Source organism: Hymenobacter sp. BT730, from assembly GCF_030542105.1.
GTDB lineage: Bacteria > Bacteroidota > Bacteroidia > Cytophagales > Hymenobacteraceae > Hymenobacter.
Genome location: NZ_JAUOFB010000001.1, coordinates 1,394,508 through 1,415,091, shown reverse-complemented (window position 1 = coordinate 1,415,091; position 20,584 = coordinate 1,394,508). Strand labels below are relative to the sequence as shown.

Sequence of the window (20,584 nt, the reverse complement as noted above, 5' to 3'; positions counted from 1 at the left end):
ATCATGAAAAAGCGACTCGCCATACTTCTGGCTTCCGCGCTGCTCGTTGGGCAGACGGGTTGTAACCTATTCACCGATGGGTACGACATCAGCCCTAATAGTGCGTCCACTGCCACCCTACCGTTATTAATGTCGGGTTCCCAACTGGAGCTCATCAACATTTATACCGGGCAGATTGATAGGATTTCAAATGTGTTCATTCAGCGTCTGGCAGGTACTGATCAACAGTATGCTACCTATGCTACCTATAATATTAATGAGACAGATACCAACAACGACTTCGACTCTATCTATCAGGGAGGGCTGATAAATGCCCAAAATATGATAGACCAAGCCACCGCGGAAGGCTCTCCTTATTATGTAGGTATTGGCAAAATCATGAAAGCCATGTTGCTGGGCATTGCTACCGACGTTTTTGGGGATATTCCCAACCGGGAGGCGCTGCAGGGCAAAGGCAACTTTAACCCCGCCTACGATTCCCAGGAAATTGTGCTGCAGGATATTCAGACGCTACTATCAGAAGGTATTACGGAACTGCAGAAACCAGCCAGCAGCAACAAAAATCAACCTCGCGCCGATGATCTTATTTTCAATGGCAACATTGAAGGCTGGATTAAAACCGCCTGGATTGTGAAGGCCCGTTATGCCAACCGCCTTAGCCGCCGCGACCCATCGGGCTCGGCTACCCAGGCGCTGGAATTTCTGGATGCCGCGTATGCTGCCGGGCTCAATAGCTCTGCCGATGATGCCAAAGCGCCCTTCGGCGGTACTGGCTCCGACCTCAACCAGTTCTACGCCTTCAACAATGCCCGCCCCAACTACGTGAAGATGGGCGCCCGGCTGGTAGATCTGATGCAGTCTTTGAATGATCCGCGACTGGCGGTGTATGCCACCGAAGACACCAACGGCGAAATTAGCGGCACTCCGCTGGGCACTACCGATCAGTCCACCTCGGACATTGGTGAATTTTTTGCCTCTCCGGCTGCTTCCATACCAATGGTTACTTATGTAGAGGCAAAGTTCATTGAGGCCGAGGCCGCCCTACGGCTGGGCCAGCTGCCACGGGCTCAGGCCGCTTATACTGAAGCCATAACGGCGCATTTCAATGAGCTGGGTGTTCAGGGTCAGCTGCCAGCGTATCTGGCGGCCAATGGTACCCTAAGCGGGACCAATGCACTGGCTCAGATTATGACCCAGAAATATATTGCCACCTTTCTGCAGTTGGAAGGCTGGGCCGACTACCGCCGTACCAAACTACCCGTGCTCACCCCTGACCCCACCGGTATTATTGATATAGTTCCGGAGCGGCTCCCTACTTCCCAGAATGAACGGGTAAACAACAAAAACGCTACCGTAGTGCAGGACCTGACCGTACCCGTGTATTGGGCGCAACCTTAGCTTTTTCCTTTTCAGCACACAAAAGGCCACCTCTGCGGGTGGCCTTTTGTGTGCATACGCCCGCCAAAACTAGATATCAGTGAGGCGGAGCACCACCATTTCCTCTGCTACGGTGGGGCGCTGCAGCCAGGCTACAATCCGCTGGGCTACCTGCTCGGGGTGCTGCAGGTTTCCTTCTGTGTGGTGCGCCACAAAGGTGGCTGCCTGGCTGAACTGGGTTTCATCGGCGGTCCGGATCTGTTCCTGCATGCTGGTATCAACCAGGCCGGGCGCCAGACTGCGGATGCGTAGGTTGCGGCCCCGCTGGTGTTGCTCCTGCTGGGCAGTGCGGGAAAACATATCAAGCGCGGCTTTAGAGGCGCAGTAAGCTCCCCAACCATCTACGGGACGCTGCCCGGCACCGGAGCTGATGTTGAGAATAGTTTGCGGAATAGTCAGCTCAGCGTAGCGGTTAATGAAGGTATTCATCAGCATGGCCGGCGCTACTACATTCACATCAAATACAAACTCGTAGTGCTCAGCCGGCAGCTCGCCGGCATAGCCAATTTCGCCCAGCACGGCGGCATTATTAATCAGGGTGATGCTGCTGGCCTTCGCACAATCCGGAAACACTTTGTGCAGGTTGTTTTGCACGGCCAGCATATCCGACAGGTCCAGGGGCTGGTGGTGGTAGCGTGCGTGCTCAATGGTAGCGTGGCGCGAGACTCCAATAACTACGGTTTCGGTTTGCTGCAGCACGGCTTCGGCCAGCGCTTTGCCCAAGCCGCGGCTTGGTCCGGTAATAATATAGTAGTGCATAGAGCGAGGTAAGGTGAAGGGGTCAGCAAAAAGTACGAGGGAAAAAGAAAAGAGGCAGCCTTAGCCACCTCTTTTCTCTGCGAAGCCAATGATAAGCGCAGAATTGCTTACAGAATATACTGAGACAAGTCACGGTTGCGCACCATACCTCGCAGCCGCTCTTCTACCAGCTCGCGGGTAATCAGAATATGCGCGTTGGGGCCAATGAGGTCCGGCACATCAAACAGGATATCATTCAGCAAACGACTCATAACCGTGTGCAGGCGACGTGCGCCAATGTTTTCTACCTCCTCATTTACTTCAAAAGCAATTTCGGCCAGGCGCTCCAAAGCGGCATCCTCAAAAGACAATTCCACTTCCTCCGCCTTCAATAAGGCTTCATACTGCTTGGTTAGGGCATTTTTAGGGTCTTTCAGAATTCGGAAGAAATCATCTTTAGTGAGGCTCTGCAGCTCTACCCGGATGGGAAAACGCCCCTGCAGTTCCGGAATCAGGTCGGAGGGTTTGGCCACGTGAAAGGCCCCGGCAGCAATAAACAGGATATGGTCGGTATTGATGACGCCGTATTTGGTACTCACGGCCGAGCCTTCCACAATGGGCAGCAGGTCGCGCTGCACACCTTCCCGGCTTACATCGGGGCCGCTGCCGCCGCCTTTGCTGCTGCGGCTGGCTACTTTGTCTATTTCATCAATAAAGATGATGCCCGCGTTTTCCGCCTGCCGGATGGCTTCGTCCTTCACCTCATCCATATCAATGAGTTTGGCCGCTTCTTCATCCAGCAGAATCTTGCGTGCTTCGGCAATGGTTACTTTGCGCTTGCGCGTTTTCTTGGGCAGCATACTGCCCAGCATATCCTGCAGTCCCGCTAGGGAAGCATCATCCAAACCCGTTGGGCCGCCTACTACACCAATGCCGGGGGTGGAGCTCTGTTGCACTTTGATGTCAATTTTACGGTCGTCCAGCTCACCAGTGCGGATTTTCTCGCGGAAACGCTCCCGGGTACGCTCATTCAGCTCGTAGTCTGAATCCGGAGCAGCACCGGCCTCGCCAGCAGAGTAACCTACGGTGGGGCGGGAAGCTGGCGTGCCACTGATGGGTGGAATCAGCGCATCCAGAATAATATCCTCCACCGCCTGCGCCGCCTGGGCCTTCACCTCTTCCTTGCGGCGCTGCTTTACCATATTCACCGACTGCTCTACCAGGTCGCGCACCATGCTTTCCACGTCGCGGCCTACGTAGCCGACCTCCGTAAACTTGGAGGCTTCTACTTTGGTGAAGGGCGCATCGGCAATGCTGGCCAAGCGGCGCGCAATTTCCGTTTTGCCTACGCCCGTAGAGCCAATCATCAGAATATTGTTGGGCACTATCTCGCGCTGCATGTCGGCAGGAGCGTGCAGGCGGCGCCAGCGGTTACGTAGCGCAATAGCCACGTGCCGCTTGGCCTCATGTTGCCCGATGATGTATTTATCCAGTTCGGCCACAATTTGCGTGGGCGTCAGAAACGTGGTGGAGTTCAGCATAGCGTGCAGGTAGAAAGCAGAGCCGGAAAAAGCCCGGCAGTAAACGGTAGGATAGAAATTGCAACCAATGGGTTGTCTGACCTTGGTTTCTAAATGGCGGACCTTGCCGAAAAGCAGTGCGCTTTACGCAATTATCGTCAGCAACAGATTCAACTGCCGCTGTCTTTTTTGAAAATGGAATTCAGGTTGCGCGCCAGGGTGAAGTAATTGCTGGCGCCACTCACGTGATAATAGGCCCGGGTATAGTCCAGCTGAAACTGACTTAGCCGAAACGTTACCCCAAAGCTCAGACCCGCTCCGCCGGAACGAGTGTCCAGACGCAGTTCGCGGCGGCGCAGATGGTTATAACCCAGGCGCACCTGAAAGTTCTTGCTCAGCAGCAACTCCCCTCCCACTACAAAATGCCGTGCAATCTGGTCGCCCACTGACTTTTTAGGCTTGATTTCCTCATTGTTCTCGCCCAGCTTGCCGCGCTGGGTAGAGTCCAGGTACACGATATCGAACTGCTGCAGATGATGTGCCGTGAGAGAAAAGCGCATAGGCATATGCTCAGGCTTAATACTAGCGCCCAGCTGTACATCCAGCGGCAGGGGTTCCCTATCGGAGCCAGCGTAGGGCCGCAATTGGTAGCCCAGGTTCTTCACAGCCACGGCCACCGTAAAATCGGTGGTGGGGTGCTTAAACAGGCCGCCGGCATCCAGCACGGTACCCACCGAATGGTTGCCGGCAATGCCCGATACAGCCAGTTTAGCGGTACCACCCAGCGTAAAATGGCCGGTGGTTACTGCTTTGGTGATGCCCAAGGCATATTCATTCACTGAAAACTCGCCCAGGCTGTTCCCAGCGGCATCAAACTGCTCAAACTTGCCATAGTTCAGGTAAGTGAGCCCCAGGCCCAGCCGGCCCAGCCGGGTCGAATTGAGCACATACGCTGCCGTACTCTGGCGAATATCGGCCAGATAATCGGTGTAAGCCAGGGAAGCCCGGCCATCCATTTCTTCGTTCAGCAGCGCGGGGTTGCCCTGCAGCATAGTGGCATCGGCATCCCGGGAGCTAACATTTACGCCACCCAGCCCAGCCAGTTTGGCGCTACCCGGCAGCGTCAGAAACTCAAAAGCATGCTGCCCTCCCACCTGCGCCTGGGCACCAAAACCAGGCAGACAGAGCAGCGCCAGCCCTAACAGCCATATACTCAAGTCACGCCCCTGCTTCATCTTTCTAAAGTAGCCGATTTTATAAGAGCAGGCATGAACTGTTTGCCAGGTGAACACTGGGCTTTGGTAATTACTGCACTTCCACGCTAGGGCCCAGAGTAACGGGTGTTTCTTCCCGTACTACCAGCTTCATGGGGTGCGGTACCAGTTCATCCAGCAGGGCCACTTTCAGCACATCATCTATCCGGTCTGCGTAATGAATGGTGAGGTCCTTGAGGTATTCTTCGGGGATTTCCTGAATGTCTTTGCGGTTTTTGCTGCACAGAATAATATCCCGCACCCCGGCCCGCTTGGCGGCCAGAATCTTCTCCTTAATGCCGCCCACCGGCAGCACTTTGCCGCGCAGGGTAATTTCACCCGTCATGGCCAGATGGCTGCGCACGCGGCGCTGGGTAAATACCGAGGCAATGCTGGTGAAAATGGCAATACCAGCGCTGGGGCCGTCTTTGGGCACGGCGCCTTCCGGGAAGTGAATGTGGAGGTCGTACTGATCGAAGAGGCGGTAGTCAATGCCCAGCTCATCGGCGCGGCTGCGCAGGTAGCTCAGCGCCGTTACGGCCGATTCCTTCATGACGTCGCCCAGCTGACCGGACAGCGTAAGCTTGCCCCGGCCCCGGCTCAGCAGGCTTTCAATGAAGAGGATATCACCCCCCACGGAAGTCCAGGCCAGGCCCGTTACTACCCCGGCCGTATCGTTGTCCTGATAGATATCCCGGTCGAAGATGGCCGCACCCAGGATTTTGGCAATGTCCTTCGGCTCCAGCGTTTCGGGGAATGGCTCCTTCATAGCCTTGTGCTTGGCAATGTTGCGCGTAATCGCTCCCAGCTTGCGCTCCAGACTGCGCACCCCACTTTCCCGGGTATAGTCGTCGATGACGCGCTGCAAAGCGGGCGTGGTAATATTTACGTCCTTCACACTCAGGCCGTGCTCAGTCAGCTGTTTGGGCCAGAGGTGCTTTTTGGCAATCTGGGTTTTCTCCTCCAGCGTGTAGCCCGTCAGGTCAATGATTTCCATCCGGTCGCGCAGGGCGGGCTGAATGGTGTCCAGGGAGTTTGCCGTGGCAATGAACAGCACCTTGGAGAGGTCGTACTCCACCTCCAGGTAGTTGTCGGTGAAGGTCGAGTTCTGCTCCGGGTCCAGCACCTCCAGCAGGGCCGAGCTAGGGTCACCGCGGAAGTCGGAGGCAATCTTGTCAATTTCGTCGAGCACGATAACCGGGTTGGAAGCGCCGGCCTTCTTGATCTGGGCAATAATACGGCCGGGCATGGCCCCCACGTAGGTTTTGCGGTGCCCGCGAATTTCGGCCTCGTCGCGCACCCCACCCAGGCTCATGCGCACGTATTTGCGCCCCAGCGCTGTGGCAATGCTGCGGCCCAGGCTGGTTTTACCCACGCCGGGCGGGCCATAGAGGCACAGGATCGGGGCCTTCAGGTCCTGCTTAAGCTTGAGCACGGCCAGGTACTCAATGATGCGCTCCTTCACCTTCTCCATGCCGTAGTGGTCCTGGTCGAGGATTTTGCGGGTGCGCTTGAGGTTAAAGTTATCCTTGGTGTACTCGTTCCACGGCAGATCCAGCAGAAACTCCACGTAGTTCATGTTCACCGGAAACTCGGCGGCCTGCGGGTTAATGCGGCCCAGCTTATCAAGTTCCTTCTCGAAGTGCTTGGCCACAGTGGCCGGCCAGCTTTTGGTTTTGGCCCGGGAGCGCAGCTTGTCAATTTCCTGGTCAGGACCATCAAAGCCTAGCTCATCCTGCAGCACTTTTATCTGCTGGCGCAGGAAATAGTCACGCTGCTGCTGGTCAATGTCAATATGAACCTTGGTCTGGATGTCGCGCTTGATTTCCAGCAGCTGGATTTCCTTCAGCATCAGCTCTAACAGCTGGGTGCCACGCTGCACTCCGTCACTGATTTCCAACAGCTTCTGCTTCACGCCCACTTCCACGTTAATGTTGGAAGAGAGAAAGTGCGTGAGGAAAGCCGGCGAGTCAATATTATCCAGGGCTACCTGGGCCTCCTGCGGAATTTCGGGATTCAGCTTCAGCATTTTAGCCGCCGCGTCTTTCAACGAAGCCACCAGACCTTTCACCTCCTTGGAGTTTTTGGCCGGAAAGGTCTCGGGGAAATAACTTACCCGGGCGGTTAGGTACGGGCTTTCCTGCACCTGCTCCTGCACCTGGAAGCGGCTTTGCCCCTGAATGATGATGGTGGTATTGCCATCAGGCAGCACCAGCAGCTTCAGGATGCGCGCCAAGGTGCCAACCGTGTAGAGGTCGGTCAGGGTAGGGTCGTCGCTCTGGGTGTTTTTCTGCGCAATGACGCCCACCAGCTTGTTTCCCCGATAAGCTTTGCGCACCAGCCGGATGCTTTTCTTCCGCGTGACCGTAACGGGCAGCACGACGCCCGGAAACAACACCGTGTTACGTACCGGCAGCAGGGGCAATACCTCGGGCATGTCGCCTTCCAGCATGGTCTGCTCAGGGTCAGTGGCTACAATGGACACCACTTCTTCGGAGTCGTCGGCGAGAAGTAGCACAGGGGCAAACGGAAGCTTATGCGAAGAATTATCTTGGCTCATAAGGAAAGACGGAGGGAGCAGCGGTGCCAGATTGACAGCCAATAAGGCCAGCACCACAGCCAGAAGCAGAGATTCTAATCGAAGGTACGGCTTTGACAAGTGCCGTGCCATGCCTGCAGGGTGCCATTTTTGGCATCTGCTACTGTCGGGGCGGCAGGCTGGGCTCTATGTCCGCTTTTAGCGGTGTCATAAATACCCGGAAACGTAGAAAAACTCCTATTTTTGATGCTACCCTATTTCCCTTCGGCCCCCACCTGGCCGGTATTGTATTCTATGCTTCGTTTTATTCGTGCTATTCTGGTGCTGCTGGCCTTGGCCGGGAGCCTGCAGGCAGTCCTGGCGCAGTCGGCGCCGCGGGTGCGCCCTTTAACAGCTAAAAAGATCCGGCAGCTGCGGCTCCGACCCGATGGCACCCCGGAGTTTGCCAACGTAAACCGCCTGCCTTTCTTCTACAATAAAAAGGAGCTTAAAGCCATTCAGCAGGCCGAAAAGCGCAAAAACTGGAAGCTGGCCCGCACCCTGCTGGAGCAATATGTAGCCCAGTTCGGCATCGAGAACTTCTACCGGGACACCAACATGCTCTGGCGCCTGGGCCAGCTCTGCGAGCGGAATGGGCAGGAAGAAAAGGCGAAAGCCTATTATCGTCTGGCCCTGAAGCACCACCGTCAGGATGTGCGCAAAATTCAGCTGTATTATGATTCGCTGGAGAAAAAGGAAATTGATCTGTATGTGCCCCTGCAGGAGTATTATGCCCTGGTAGAATACCGGAAAAACATAGCCACCTTCCACCCACCCAAAGGCGTGTACACCAGTATGGGCTCCGGCATCAACTCCGATGCGCCGGACTATGGCCCGGCCTTAACAGAAGGGGGTAACACGCTTATTTTTTCCTCCAAGCGCAAAATGCGCGGCATCCATGGCGTGGTAGATGAGGATTTGTACCTCTCCCGGCGGGAGGGTGAATACTGGGCCGATGCGGAGCCCCTGCCCAAGCCCATCAACTCCACTTTCAATGAAGGCTCGGCCTGCCTGACCAAGGACGGCAAAACCATCTTCTTTGCCCGTTGCGAATGCACGGAGTGCCACGGCAACTGCGACCTGTATACTGCCACCCTGAAAGACGGCGAATGGAGTGTACCCAAAAGCCTGGGCACCGACGTCAATTCTCCCGCTTGGGACTCACAACCCACCCTCTCGCCGGGAGAGGACACCTTGTATTTCGCCTCTGACCGGCTGGGTGGTTTTGGGCTTTCCGACATCTGGTATACCCATAAGCTCAAGAACGGGGAGTGGTCGAAGGCCCAGAATATGGGCCCGATTGTGAATACCCGGGAAAGTGAGGTGAGCCCGTTCTATCATCCGCTGTATCACGTGCTGTACTTTAGCTCGCGGGGTCAGCTGCTGAACTTTGGCGACTTCGATATCTATAAAACCTACCGGGTACGGGGGCGCTGGCAGGAGCCGCGCAACATTGGACCGTTAGTGAATGGCAAAGGCTCTGAGTATTACTTCACCATCGATGCCGACTCCCGGAACCTATATTATGCCCGCTCTGAACAGAAGGACATAAAAAACCTGGACCTCTACTCCTTCCCACTGCCCATGGAGGCCCAGCCGCTGGCCACCACACACGTAGAAGGCTCTTTGGTTGACTCCGTATCCAGCAAGCCCTTGGGCGGCATTGTAAGCGTGATTGATACCGATGACGGCATTGAAGTAGCTAGTAAATACCTGCGGGAAGACGGCAGCTTTGACTTCGACCTGATTGAGGGCTCCCACTACGTACTGCTCATTCAGAGCCCTGATTTCTTTAGCGTGGAGAAAAAGCTGGAGCTGAAAGGCGATACGGTGATGAAGCTCATGACCAACTCCTTCCAGTATGGCATACCGATGATTTTCAAGAACATCGAGTTTGATCAGGACAAGGCCAGCATCCGTCCCAGCATGTATGCAGTGCTGGACCGCATTGCCCTATTTATGGTAGACCATCCCACCTACCGCCTCAGCATTACGGGCCACACCGACTCTAAAGGCGACCCGGACTTTAACGAAAGGCTCTCGCAGGACCGCGCTGAATCTATTCGGCACTACATAGAGCAGAAAGGCAAGCTCAAACCCAACCGCATCGACAGCTTCGGCTACGGCAGCACCAAACCGCTGAAAGACCCCGAAGCCACTGAAGAAGATGCCCGCACCAACCGCCGCGTAGAGTTCCGCCTCATTCGTCCCGATGAGGACAAGAAGGACGCCGGTGGAGGATCTGGTTGGTAGAGTGGGGAACAAAAAAACTGTCATCCCGAGCAAAGCTCAGGATGACAGAATATTAAAACGCCTCTGTTTACCAGCTAAATGTTTGCTCTTCCTCCCCACCCCGGAACAAGGTGCTTTGCTTTTTACCGCCGGCTTCCAGATTTACGATGTTCATTTCATCTGAAAACTGATCCAACAGCAGCTTATGGTTGAGGGTGAGGCTAGTGAGGGCGCGGGGCAGCTTTACTGTGCAGTAGAGCCAGTGTGCATCGCCCTCATGCTGCATACCCAGATAGGTAAGTGGCAGGGTTTCGCCGGGCTTGGTGCCGAAGCGCAACGTGCGGGTGAGGTATGCGGCCGTTAGGGGCTTGGTTTGGGTGGCCGGCATGTGCAGCAGGCTGATGGGCTTGGGTTGTCCTTGAGAAAGGGCCTTTTCAAAGTCATCGGTAAACACCTTCAGGGCAATTTCCAACTGTTGCTTCTGGGCATTATAGCGCACATCCATGATGCTGGCATGGTAGGCATGCGCCATGGCGGCCAGGCTGATGCTCAGGAGGCCTATTAAAAGGAAAACGAAACGACGCATACGAAGTGGGCTACAAGAAAACTCCCCTTCCGGGAGTGGGCTTTGAGAAGGCCGAAAGATGAACAGTACGCTATTCAACAATCAGACCAGCCCGCGCCTACAAACCACGGAAGGGGAGCAATGGGTTCAGCCTTTAAAACAGAGACTTGAATAGGTCGTTGAAAATCACGAAGACCATTAGGCACAGAATCAGGGCCATACCTACTTTCTGGGCGTTTTCCAGGAAACGGTCGGAGGGCTTACGGCCCGATACCATTTCGTAGGTCAGGAACAGCACGTGGCCACCATCCAGGGCCGGAATGGGCAAGAGGTTCATGAAGGCCAGCACCATGGAAAGCATGCCGGTCAGCGTCCAGAACTTCAACCAGTCGAAGGTGGAGCCATACTGCTGGGCAATGGCCATGGGCCCACCCAGAGACTTGCGGGCCGAAGCTTCACCCCGGAAAATCTTGCCAAAGGCCTTCACCTGCGTGCTGACAATGCCAAATGCCTGCTTGGTACCAGCTGGCACCGACTCCAGTAGGCTATACTTGCGGGTAGCATATTCCAGCAAGGACTTAGGCCGGAACCCTACTTTACCGTCTTCATCTACCTTTACCTTGAGCGATACGGATTGGCGGTTGCGCTCTACCAGTAGCGGCGTTTCTTTGCCGGCATTGTCTTTCAGCGCCTGCTGCAGCTCAGGAAAGAACTGAATGGGCTTATCGGCTACACGCAGGATACGGTCGCCGGCCAGTAGCCCAGCTTTGGAAGCTGGCTGACCCGGTACTACCTCACCCACTACAAAGGGGTCCAGCGGCACTACAAACAAAGACTGATCCTGGTCGGCCAGGCGGTCCATGAAGTTCTGGGGCACAGAAATATCCACCAGCTGGCCTTTCCGCTCTACGGTGTAGTAGCTGCCGGAGCCCAGCACCACATCAGGACCATACACGTCATTGAACTCCGTGAAGGGGCGACCATTGATTTTCACAATTTTGTCGCCGGTCTGGAAGCCAATTTCCTTGCCTAGCTCATTGGGCACCACACCAAAGCGGGCCTCCGAAGCGGGTAGGTAGCTCTCCCCATAGATGTAAGTGAGCAGTGAGAAAATGAGAATACCGGTTACTACGTTTACGATGATACCGCCCAGCATCACAATGAGGCGCTGCCAGGCTGGCTTAGCCCGAAACTCGTAGGGCTGGGGCTCCTGCTTCAGGCTTTCCGTGTCCAAAGACTCATCAACCATGCCCGTGATTTTCACAAAACCACCCAGCGGCACGGCGCCCAGCATATATTCTGTTTCCCCAATTTTTTTACCAAAAATCTTGGGTGGAAAGCCTATGGAAAACTTTTCCACGCGCATTCCAAACCACTTAGCCGCCAGCATGTGCCCCATTTCGTGCACGCCCACCAGAATTGTCAGCCCCAGAATGAGCTGGCCGGCCATTACTAAATAATCCATTCAGTTTGTTGAGTTGTCAGGTGTTGGGTATTGTTAATTCTGCTTGTTATCCGGGAATGCCAGTAGGATTACCTTATGTGTAACCTCAGCTCATGTTAGGAGGATAAGTGCTTGGCTGGGTTAGCTAGCCCACCAGTTCCTGCGCTACGCGGCGCGTTTCCTGGTCCGTAGAAACATAGTCATCCAGCGAAGGTTCGGCAAGGTACGAAACCCGCGCGAGGCACTCCTCCACGATGTCGGGCATTTGCAGGAAGCCGACCTGGTCGCGCAGGAAGGCGGCCACAGCAATTTCATTGGCTGCATTCAGCACGCAGGGCGCATTGCCGCCCCGGCGCATGGCTTCAAACGCCAGCGGCAGGTTGCGGAAGGTGGTGCGGTCAGGCTGTTCAAAGGTGAGCTGCGGATAATCCAGAAACGAGAAGCGGGGAAAGTCGGACGGCAGCCGCTCGGGGTAGCCCAGCGCATACTGAATAGGCAGTTTCATATCGGGCAAGCCCATTTGCGCTTTCAGCGAGCCATCCTGAAACTGCACCAGCGAGTGAATAATGCTTTGCGGATGCACTACCACGTCAATCTGGTCATTGGTCAGGTTGAAGAGCCATTTGGCTTCAATCACCTCCAGCCCTTTGTTCATCAGGGAAGCCGAATCGATGGTGATTTTGGCGCCCATGTCCCAGTTAGGGTGTTTCAGGGCCTGCGCTTTGGTTACTTGCGCCAATTGCTCGGCGGTGCGCCCCCGGAAGGGCCCACCGGATGCTGTGAGAATGATTTTTTCGATGGGGTTGCGCTCCTCCCCTACCAGGCACTGAAAAATAGCGGAGTGCTCGGAGTCTACCGGATACAGGCCCACGCCGTGCTGCTTTACCAGCTCGGTAATCAGCTGACCGGCTACTACCAGGGTTTCTTTGTTAGCCAGGGCAATGGATTTCCCAGCCCGAATAGCGCGCACCGTAGGCAACAGCCCGGCATAGCCTACCATGGCCGTCAGGACGATGTCAGTATCCTCCCGGCCCGCTACATCGGCCAGGGCGGCGGCACCAGCCAGTACTTCGGTTTCCGGCTGATTGGCCAGCGCCTCACAAACCGCCGCGTACTTGCTTTCATCACCAATCACCACAGCGGCGGGCCGAAACTCCCGCGCCTGCTGCACTAGTAAATCGGCGTTAGATTGCGCGGACAGGGCCGTAACCGAGAATCGGCCGCGGTGACTACGAATAACGTCTAGTGCCTGCGTTCCGATGGAACCGGTAGAGCCAAGCAGGGTAACGCGTTGGGGGGAAACTGAAGTGGGCATTGAAGGACTGTGGTAAGCCGAAGCAACGTAAAGGTACGGGAAGAACTGCCAGCTTCTTCGGCCAGTTACTCTGCTGAGCGGGGTACTTGCCGCTGGCGCTGGTACGTGCTCTTATCAACTATTTCGAACTGCTCATTTTTCACTGTGTACCGCGTTACCAGAGAATCCAGCAGGTAATTCGCGTTAGTGGGCGTTTCACTTACAGGCTCTTCGTGTACCTCCACAAATTGAAATACAGTTGGTGATTCAAACCAGCCATAAGCCTCGTGCCTGACTTCGCCATCCGTAGCAACAAATGCAACTACCTGCCGACTGATGAGTTTATTATGCGAGTCGTACGCCAGACGTAATAAATCGGTCTTATACTCCCCGTCATAAGTTAACACGGTAATGACTTTGCGAGCAGGCGTATTCTGCTGCACCGAATAGAAATAGTAGGGCGCATAAACACTGTGCTCTACTTTATGCTGCAAATATTGACGCTCCTCAGCAGCGGTCAGGGTCACCAGCTTATCATCTTTATCTACTATTCGAAAGCTATCCAGCTTCGCCACCTTAAACTTTGCAGGGCGCAGAAAATCATCTGATACGGGCGCTGAGACTGAGGTTGTTACCGTCGAATCTAGCAGGCTATCCATTTTTTTAGCAGAAGACTTACCGACCTCAGAGACTACCGTTTTGGATTCGCAGCCTGCAATGAATAAGAGGATTACTATAAAGAGTGTTCTAGCCATTGGAGCTACTGGATGGCGCTAATTTGCACTGGCTTGCCATTGAAAACCGCCTGCTCCCCGGTACGCTTGCCGCTCAGCGCCACCGTTACCGGCGCGGCCGCTGAAACAGCGAAGTAATCCTGCCCATCTACCATCACCTTACCGGCGCTGATGCTGATATAGAAACGGCCCATACTGGTGTGCACCAGCGCGCCGGGGCGCACTGTGTCGCAGGATTTTTCGGGCTGGATGCGGTCCAGCTCGCCCTGCAGCTGTTTGGCCTGCTGGAGCTGCACGGCATTTCGGTCCCGCTCGTTCTGGGCCATGGCGCGGCCGGTTTCATACTTGTCGCCGGCGCTGCTCTTAGTTTCTGAGTTGGCCGACTCCTGCGCGGCCTGCATGGCGTGCTGGCAGGCTTCAATGCGCTGCTGAACGTATTGTTGGCAAGCAGAGAAGAGGGCGAGTTTTATGGGCATTTTTCTGGATATCTATTCATTACGGCAGCGTCACGGTGACGACCACCGGAAAATGGTCGGACGGGTACCGACCGCGCAAGGAATCAGTCAGCACCCCGTAGTTCAGCACGGAGATGCCCTGACTGACAAAGATGTAATCAATTCGGTCCGTAAGGGGCGCATCCAGTTTGAAGGCGTTGAAGGTGCCCGTGGGGCCGTACGGAGGCTGCGCGGTTACCTGGTACGCGTCGCGCAGCAGCGTTTGCATGGTCTTGATCTGCTCGGTGTCGGGCGTGGAGTTAAAGTCTCCTGCGCAGATAACCGGGGCGCTTTTGGCAATTTCCTGAATCTTTTGCACCATCAGCCGGCCCGACTGGCGGCGGGCTTCCACACCCTGATGATCAAAGTGGACGCTGAAAAAGAAGAACTCCTTTTTGGTTTGCACATCCCGGAATTTGGCCCAGGTGCAGATGCGGTTGCAGCACGTGGCATCCCAGCCCTTAGACGGTTGATCTGGCGTTTGACTCAACCAGAAATCACCGGTTTGCAGCAGCTGCAGCCTACTTTTCTTGTAGAAAATCGCCGAATGCTCGCCGGCTTCCTTGCCATCCTCGCGGCCATGGCCCACAAAGGTGTACTCCGGCAGCTCCCCCAAATCCATTAGCTGGCCGCGAAAACCCTCCTGCGTGCCGAATACGTCGAAATCATGGTAACGAACCAGCCCTTTGACCATTTCCTTGCGCAAAGGCCAGGCATCGGGGCCGTCACTGGCAATGTTCAAACGCAGATTGTAAGTGGCCACCCGCAATGGCACCGCCTTTTTCGGGGCCGCTAGGAGAGGGCCGCATAGCAGCAGGCTCAGGAATAAAAGAACGAATGGGCGCATATACAAAGAGGGTTTTAAAGTGCCATTTGACAACGCGGCTACTTTGTTAAGCCAAAACGAAAAGCAGGTATTTCTAACAGGGTACAGGGTTAGCTAGCACTCAGCAGTCCATCCGCAACCTTCCTGTCGTTACTCAGCCGCGGCACTTTGTTCTGTCCGCCCAGCTTGCCTAAACTCTTCATGTAGCGTTGGAAGGCCCCTAGTGGTAAGCTTGTGATTTGGAGGGGAGTCAGGATGCGGCCCTTTATCAAATCATTATAGTACACGTTGCGCCGGCGTAGGCCCGCATCAAGTGCTGCCGCGAAACTGCCTATGTCTTGGGGTAGATGCGCAAACTCGATAAGCCATTCATGGTAGGAATCAACCAAGGGGTTGTCGCTGATGTGCGGGGCTACGGTAAATTCTACCACTTCTACCTCCGGGTGCTGCTGCATAGCATCACGCAGAACCTGCTCTACTTCTTCCCCAATAACATGCTCTCCAAAAGCCGACAGGTAATGCTTGATACGGCCAGTGACCACCACGCGGTACGGGGCAAGACTCACAAAGCGTATGGTGTCGCCAATGCTATAGCCCCAGAGCCCGGCATTGGAATTGAGCACCAGGGCGTATTGCTTGTCTAACTCTACATCGGCCAGGGTCAGGCGGGGCGGATTTGCCTCAAAAATGCGCTCAGCCGGAATAAACTCGTAAAAAATACCTGCATTGAGCAGCAGCAACAGGCCCGGATTGCCCGGCTCATCCTGAAAAGCCAGAAAACCCTCTGATGCCGGAAACAGCTCAATGTGGTCGATGGGGCGCCCAATAGTTTCAAACAGCTTTTTACGATAAGGCTCAAAGTTTACGCCGCCGTACACAAACAGATTAAAATCCGAGAATACCTCTCCTACCGGCCGGCCTGTGCGGGCTACAATCTTATCAAAATACATCTGCACCCAAGGCGGAATGCCGGAAATGAGGGTGATTTTCTGGCCCAGCATTTCGTCGGCTATGTGGTCCAGCTTTGTCTCCCAATCCTCAATACAGTTGGTAGCATAGCTGGGCAGTTGGTTGCGCCGCAGATAGGCCGGTACATGGTGGTTGATAATCCCGGAAAGACGCCCTGTAGGTATACCTCCTACATCCTCCAATACCGGTGAACCACTTAGAAAAATCAGCTTGCCATCCAGAAATCGGCTGCGGCCGGTGGCATGCACATAATGCAACAGGGCGTCGCGGGCACCATTGATGTGGTTAGAAATGCTGGCCTCCGTGATGGGAATATACTTTGCCCCCGACGTGGTGCCACTGGATTTAGCCAGATACAGGGGCTTGCCCGGCCAAAAAACGTTGGCTTCCCCTTGCTTCAGGCGGTTGAAGTAGGGAGCCAAACCTTCGTAGTCACGCACCGGAACCTGCCGGGCCAGGTCGGCAGGCGTCTTCATGGCCGCAAACTCATGGTCGCGCCCGAAAGCAGTTTGGGAAGCCTGCTCCACAATTTGCTTGAATACGCGCTGCTGAGTGGCTACCGGATTCCGCTGCCACTGTTGGTATTGGTGATATATGTAGGCAGCAAAAGGGCGGCTAAGAACAGATTTCAGACCCATGCAGAAGCTTGAATAAAGGCCAGGATGCGAAAAGCAGCCGGCCGGGCGGCGGAAACAACCGTCAAAAATACAGTTACTATGGCCATAAGCCAGCGCTTCTGATTGATCCTGCCGCTGGATTTTACCGTACCTACAGTCTTTAACGCAACTCTCTACTTAACTACAACCTCCCATGATCAATCAACGTGGCAATGCCGTTTGGAACGGCGACAACAAAGGCAGCGGCGAAGTTTCTACCCAAAGCGGCCTGGTAAAAGCCCCCTACTCCGTTGGCGCGCGCTTTGAAGGGCAGAAGGGCACCAACCCCGAAGAACTTATTGGGGCGGCGCACGCGGGCTGCTACACCATGTTTCTCACGGGCCAGCTGACCAAAGCCGGTGCCCAGGTAAAGCAGCTCCGCACGGAGTCTAAGGTGACGCTGGATACTTCCGGGGATATACCGAAAGTGGTGAAAATTACGCTGAAGACAGAAGGCGAAGTGGAGGGCATTACCCAGGAAGAATTTCAGAAGCAGGCAGAAAATGCCAAGCTACATTGCCCTATATCTCAGCTGCTGAGTGCCGTGCCGGAAATGGAGCTGGCCTCGGCTACGCTGAAAAGCTAACCTGCATTAGTACGGCAATGCCTCCGGTTAAAACCGGCTTCGCTCCCAGCGTTGCCGGTTTTTCGTTTACTTTGTAGGTCTGACAAGACTAATCTGCCTCTATGCCGCCAAAAACTACCCGAATACGCCTGCAGCCCGCCAATAACTCGCGCCTTCCCTTCTGGGGACAAATTGGTTTTGGCCTGCTCTGGATTGCTTATACTGTTGCTCTGATTGTGACCGACAGTGGCCTGAACGACTTGCATTTCCTGCATTATGTGTTCCTGGCCTTCAGCCTGGTGTATGTAGGCTACGTGCTGGTGCACAACGCCCCCATTTTTGGCACCCAAAGCTACCTGGAGTTCACGCCGGCCTACATTGTGCATAAGGCAGGGCTGTTCCGGCCCAAGCAGGCCTTCCCGGCCGAGGCCATTAAAGGCCTGGATCTGGCCCCGCAGCAGTTGCGCGTGCAGTTGCAGGACGGTGGTACCCACGCGCTCAGCCTGCGCGAGGTGCGGGGCGTAAAGCGTAAACGCTTCCTCCGCGACCAGGTCCGCAACTTTGCTGCCCAGCACAACATTCCGCTGCGCGACGCTCAGCCGGCCATTTAACAGCCTCAGCTATAAAAAAAGCCTGCTCCGGTACCGGAGCAGGCTTTTTTGTTGCGGTTAAGCAGACTATTTACCGGTTTTACCGTTGGTGAATTTCTTGCGCAAATCCTGAATTTGCCCCCGGAACTGCTTGTCCGAATCAATCAGATCAGAAACCGTCTGTACCGAGTGGATGACGGTGCTATGGTCGCGGCCGCCGAAGTGGTAGCCAATGCTTTTCAGGGAGTGGTTGGTATGCTCCTTGGCAAAGTACATAGCCACCTGCCGGGCCGTTACTACTTCTTTTTTGCGGGTTTTGTCTTTCAGCAAATCCACAGAAATGCTGAAGAACTCTGCCACGGTCTTCTGAATGAAGTCCAGGTTTACCTCGGCCTCTACGTCCTCAATAATGTGGCGTAGCGCCTGCTTGGCCATTTCCAGGTCAATTTCGCGGCGGTTGAGGCTGCTTTGGGCAATCAGGGAAATCAGGACGCCTTCCAGCTCCCGCACGTTGGTATCCACGGAATACGCCAGGTATTCCACCACCTGCGGCGGAATATCAATGCCATCCTGCTCCATTTTATTCTGGATGATGGCCATGCGCGTCTCAAAGTCGGGGCTTTGCAGGTCGGCGGTGAGGCCCCACTTAAAGCGGGAGAGCAGCCGGTCTTCCAGGCCCACCAGGTCGCGGGGCGGCCGGTCAGAGGTCATCACAATCTGCCGGCCTGCCTGGTGCAGGTGGTTGAAGATGTGGAAGAACATTTCCTGCGTCTTGTCCTTGCCCGACAGGAACTGCACGTCGTCCAGAATCAGAATATCTACCAACAGGTAGAAGTTGGCAAAGTCCTGCACCGCATTGCTGCGCAGGCTCTCGATAAACTGATTGGTGAACTTCTCCGCCGATACGTAGAGCACGAACTTGTCGGAGTTGCTGGCTTTGATGTGGTTGCCGATGGCCTGCACCAGATGCGTTTTGCCGAGTCCTACGCCGCCATAAATCATGAGCGGGTTGAAGGACGTGGTACCGGGCTTGTTAGCCACTGCCAAGCCTGCCGAGCGGGCCAGGCGGTTGCAGTCTCCCTCAATGTAATTCTCGAAGGAGTAGGTATTGTTGAGCTGCGAATGCAGGTAATTCCGGTCGATGCCCTTGGCCGCTTCGAAGGGGTTGCGCAACTGTTGCTGGGCCGGTGCGGCGGCGGCAGCAGCTACGTTACGGGCGGAGGCCGTCATGGCTCCTACGGCCAGCGAACCGGCAGGGGATGCGGCCTGCGTAGGCGCGGCTGCCTTGCGGGCCGTGGGGATGTTAACCGTGCGTGGCTTATTCTGGCTGTTGCCCTGATCTACTACAATAGAGTACTCCAGGCGGCCTTCGGGGCCTAGTTCCTGGTAAATGCCACGCTTCAGCTCCTCTACATAATGCTCTTCCAGCCACTCATAAAAAAACTGGCTGGGCACCTGAATGATCAGCACGTTGCCCTGCAGCTCAATGGGCACAATAGGCTCAAACCAGGTGCGGAAGCTTTGCTCCCCAATGCTGCTCCTGATGATGCGAAGACAGTTGGCCCAGACGGTACGGCAATCCTTCAACATCAATGAAAATGGAGCAAAAACGCTGGGTTAGAGCAAATAAGAAGAGATGAAAAGGCCTGTCCCCGGGAGGGCCATTTTTTTGAGGGAGACAAAAATGTGGAAAAGTCAGCAGAGAAAAAAACTGACTTCCGCTTGCGTTTATCAGGCGGCGTGCACGGGCAGCACTGAAGCCTGCGCTACGCTGGCCCGGCGGGTTCCCCGCTCAAAGGTATAATCCAATCGGCCAAGATTAATCCCGGACCAGCCCACCTGGTTAATCAGCGTTGCACGGCCGTCAGGGCTCTTAATAGGGTCGGGCGCATCTAAGAAGGTATGCGTGTGCCCGCCCAGAATCAGGTCGATGCCGCTGACCTGCGCGGCAAGCTTCCGGTCGTCAATTTTATTGCTTTCGTACTTATACCCCAGGTGCGAAAGGCAAATAACCATGTCGCACTTTTCCTGACCGCGTAGTTTGGCTACCATTTCCTTAGAAACCGCTACCGGCTCCAGATACTTGGTAGCACCGAAGTTGCGGTCGGAAACCAAGCCAGCCAGTTCAATACCAATACCGAACACGCCAATGCGGTGGCCGGCTTTTTCAAACACCTTATAAGGCTGGAAGCGGCCCGCCAGTGGGGTTTGGGAGAAGTCGTAGTTGGCAACGAGGAAGGGGAAGCCGGCGTTGGGCAGCTGCTTTTGCAGGCCTTCCAGGCCGTTGTCGAAGTCGTGGTTGCCGAGCGTGGAGGCTTCGTAGCCCATCTGCGTCATCAGCTTTAATTCCAGCTCGCCGCCGAAGAAGTTGAAGTAGGGTGTGCCCTGGAAGATGTCGCCGGAGTCCAAGAGAAGCACGTGCGGCTCCTGCTTACGAATCTGCTCAATGAGGGCTGCGCGCCGGGCCATACCACCCATACCGGCCCACTGGCTGGCATTATCGGGGAAGGGCTCAATGCGCGAGTGCATGTCGTTGGTATGCAGAATCACGAGGCGCGAAGCATCGGCGGCCGCAGCCGGCAGGCTCAGGCCCAGCAGGCTTAGGCTGGCAGCGCCCAGGGCGCTGTTCTTTATAAAGTCGCGGCGGTTCATCGTATGCAGTATCTGTTTGGAAAGCGGAGTTCTGATG

17 protein-coding genes are annotated in these 20,584 nt (G+C 55.3%); 4 read left to right on the top strand and 13 right to left on the bottom strand.

The genetic code is table 11. The features are described from left to right. Positions 1-3: 3 nt before the first annotated feature. Complete coding sequence (locus tag Q4G72_RS06145; RefSeq protein WP_303310524.1) at positions 4-1,398, top strand: SusD/RagB family nutrient-binding outer membrane lipoprotein; 1,395 nt, start codon at positions 4-6, stop codon at positions 1,396-1,398. 69 nt (positions 1,399-1,467) lie between these two features. On the opposite strand, the gene Q4G72_RS06140 is transcribed toward Q4G72_RS06145, so the two are convergent. From Q4G72_RS06140 to lon, 4 genes are all read right to left on the bottom strand, one after another. After that, positions 1,468-2,196: an SDR family NAD(P)-dependent oxidoreductase gene (locus Q4G72_RS06140; RefSeq protein ID WP_303310523.1), complete on the bottom strand. Its 729-nt coding sequence runs from the start codon at positions 2,194-2,196 to the stop codon at positions 1,468-1,470. Between the two features lie 107 nt (positions 2,197-2,303). After that, the gene (gene hslU / locus Q4G72_RS06135; RefSeq protein WP_303310522.1) at positions 2,304-3,716 is read right to left on the bottom strand and encodes an ATP-dependent protease ATPase subunit HslU; all 1,413 of its coding nucleotides are present in this window, start codon (positions 3,714-3,716) and stop codon (positions 2,304-2,306) included. Between the two features lie 149 nt (positions 3,717-3,865). Beyond that, positions 3,866-4,930: a type IX secretion system protein PorQ gene (porQ, locus tag Q4G72_RS06130; protein ID WP_303310521.1), complete on the bottom strand. Its 1,065-nt coding sequence runs from the start codon at positions 4,928-4,930 to the stop codon at positions 3,866-3,868. Positions 4,931-5,000: 70 nt separating this feature from the next. Continuing rightward, a complete protein-coding gene (gene lon, locus Q4G72_RS06125) occupies positions 5,001-7,508 on the bottom strand; it encodes an endopeptidase La (RefSeq protein ID WP_303310520.1) in 2,508 nt (835 codons plus the stop codon). A 273-nt stretch (positions 7,509-7,781) separates the two neighbouring features. Between lon and Q4G72_RS06120 the strand changes: the two genes are divergently transcribed. Continuing rightward, positions 7,782-9,779, top strand: coding sequence for an OmpA family protein (locus tag Q4G72_RS06120; RefSeq protein ID WP_303310519.1), 1,998 nt, complete (start codon positions 7,782-7,784; stop codon positions 9,777-9,779). A gap of 67 nt (positions 9,780-9,846) precedes the next feature. Here Q4G72_RS06120 and Q4G72_RS06115 read toward each other — a convergent pair whose 3' ends face one another. The 7 genes from Q4G72_RS06115 to Q4G72_RS06085 form a co-directional block, all read right to left on the bottom strand. Continuing rightward, positions 9,847-10,344: a DUF6702 family protein gene (locus Q4G72_RS06115; RefSeq protein WP_303310518.1), complete on the bottom strand. Its 498-nt coding sequence runs from the start codon at positions 10,342-10,344 to the stop codon at positions 9,847-9,849. A 133-nt stretch (positions 10,345-10,477) separates the two neighbouring features. After that, a complete protein-coding gene (rseP, locus tag Q4G72_RS06110) occupies positions 10,478-11,788 on the bottom strand; it encodes an RIP metalloprotease RseP (RefSeq protein ID WP_303310517.1) in 1,311 nt (436 codons plus the stop codon). A gap of 124 nt (positions 11,789-11,912) precedes the next feature. Then, positions 11,913-13,082 carry a 1-deoxy-D-xylulose-5-phosphate reductoisomerase gene (locus tag Q4G72_RS06105; RefSeq protein WP_303310516.1) on the bottom strand — a complete coding sequence of 390 codons (1,170 nt, stop codon included), beginning with the start codon at positions 13,080-13,082 and terminating at the stop codon, positions 11,913-11,915. A gap of 65 nt (positions 13,083-13,147) precedes the next feature. Further along, entirely contained in the window at positions 13,148-13,720 is a 573-nt protein-coding gene (locus tag Q4G72_RS06100; RefSeq protein ID WP_303310515.1) for a hypothetical protein, read from the bottom strand. Between the two features lie 101 nt (positions 13,721-13,821). Continuing rightward, positions 13,822-14,271 carry a 3-oxoacyl-ACP synthase gene (locus tag Q4G72_RS06095; protein WP_303310514.1) on the bottom strand — a complete coding sequence of 150 codons (450 nt, stop codon included), beginning with the start codon at positions 14,269-14,271 and terminating at the stop codon, positions 13,822-13,824. Between the two features lie 19 nt (positions 14,272-14,290). Then, the gene (locus tag Q4G72_RS06090; protein ID WP_303310513.1) at positions 14,291-15,136 is read right to left on the bottom strand and encodes an endonuclease/exonuclease/phosphatase family protein; all 846 of its coding nucleotides are present in this window, start codon (positions 15,134-15,136) and stop codon (positions 14,291-14,293) included. Positions 15,137-15,225: 89 nt separating this feature from the next. Further along, positions 15,226-16,722 (bottom strand): GH3 family acyl-acid amido synthetase, encoded by a 1,497-nt coding sequence (locus Q4G72_RS06085; protein WP_303310512.1) that lies wholly within the window; start codon positions 16,720-16,722, stop codon positions 15,226-15,228. A 172-nt stretch (positions 16,723-16,894) separates the two neighbouring features. Here Q4G72_RS06085 and Q4G72_RS06080 point away from each other — a divergent pair, with 172 nt between their 5' ends. Both Q4G72_RS06080 and Q4G72_RS06075 read left to right on the top strand, forming a co-directional pair. Beyond that, positions 16,895-17,326 carry an OsmC family peroxiredoxin gene (locus Q4G72_RS06080; protein ID WP_303310511.1) on the top strand — a complete coding sequence of 144 codons (432 nt, stop codon included), beginning with the start codon at positions 16,895-16,897 and terminating at the stop codon, positions 17,324-17,326. A 101-nt stretch (positions 17,327-17,427) separates the two neighbouring features. Further along, positions 17,428-17,916, top strand: a complete 489-nt coding sequence (locus Q4G72_RS06075; protein ID WP_303310510.1) for a hypothetical protein — start codon at positions 17,428-17,430, stop codon at positions 17,914-17,916. A gap of 66 nt (positions 17,917-17,982) precedes the next feature. Here the strand turns inward: Q4G72_RS06075 and dnaA are convergent, their stop codons facing one another. Both dnaA and Q4G72_RS06065 read right to left on the bottom strand, forming a co-directional pair. Further along, positions 17,983-19,485 carry a chromosomal replication initiator protein DnaA gene (gene dnaA, locus Q4G72_RS06070; protein WP_044514885.1) on the bottom strand — a complete coding sequence of 501 codons (1,503 nt, stop codon included), beginning with the start codon at positions 19,483-19,485 and terminating at the stop codon, positions 17,983-17,985. A 141-nt stretch (positions 19,486-19,626) separates the two neighbouring features. Continuing rightward, complete coding sequence (locus tag Q4G72_RS06065; RefSeq protein WP_303310509.1) at positions 19,627-20,547, bottom strand: bifunctional metallophosphatase/5'-nucleotidase; 921 nt, start codon at positions 20,545-20,547, stop codon at positions 19,627-19,629. Positions 20,548-20,584: the final 37 nt, after the last annotated feature.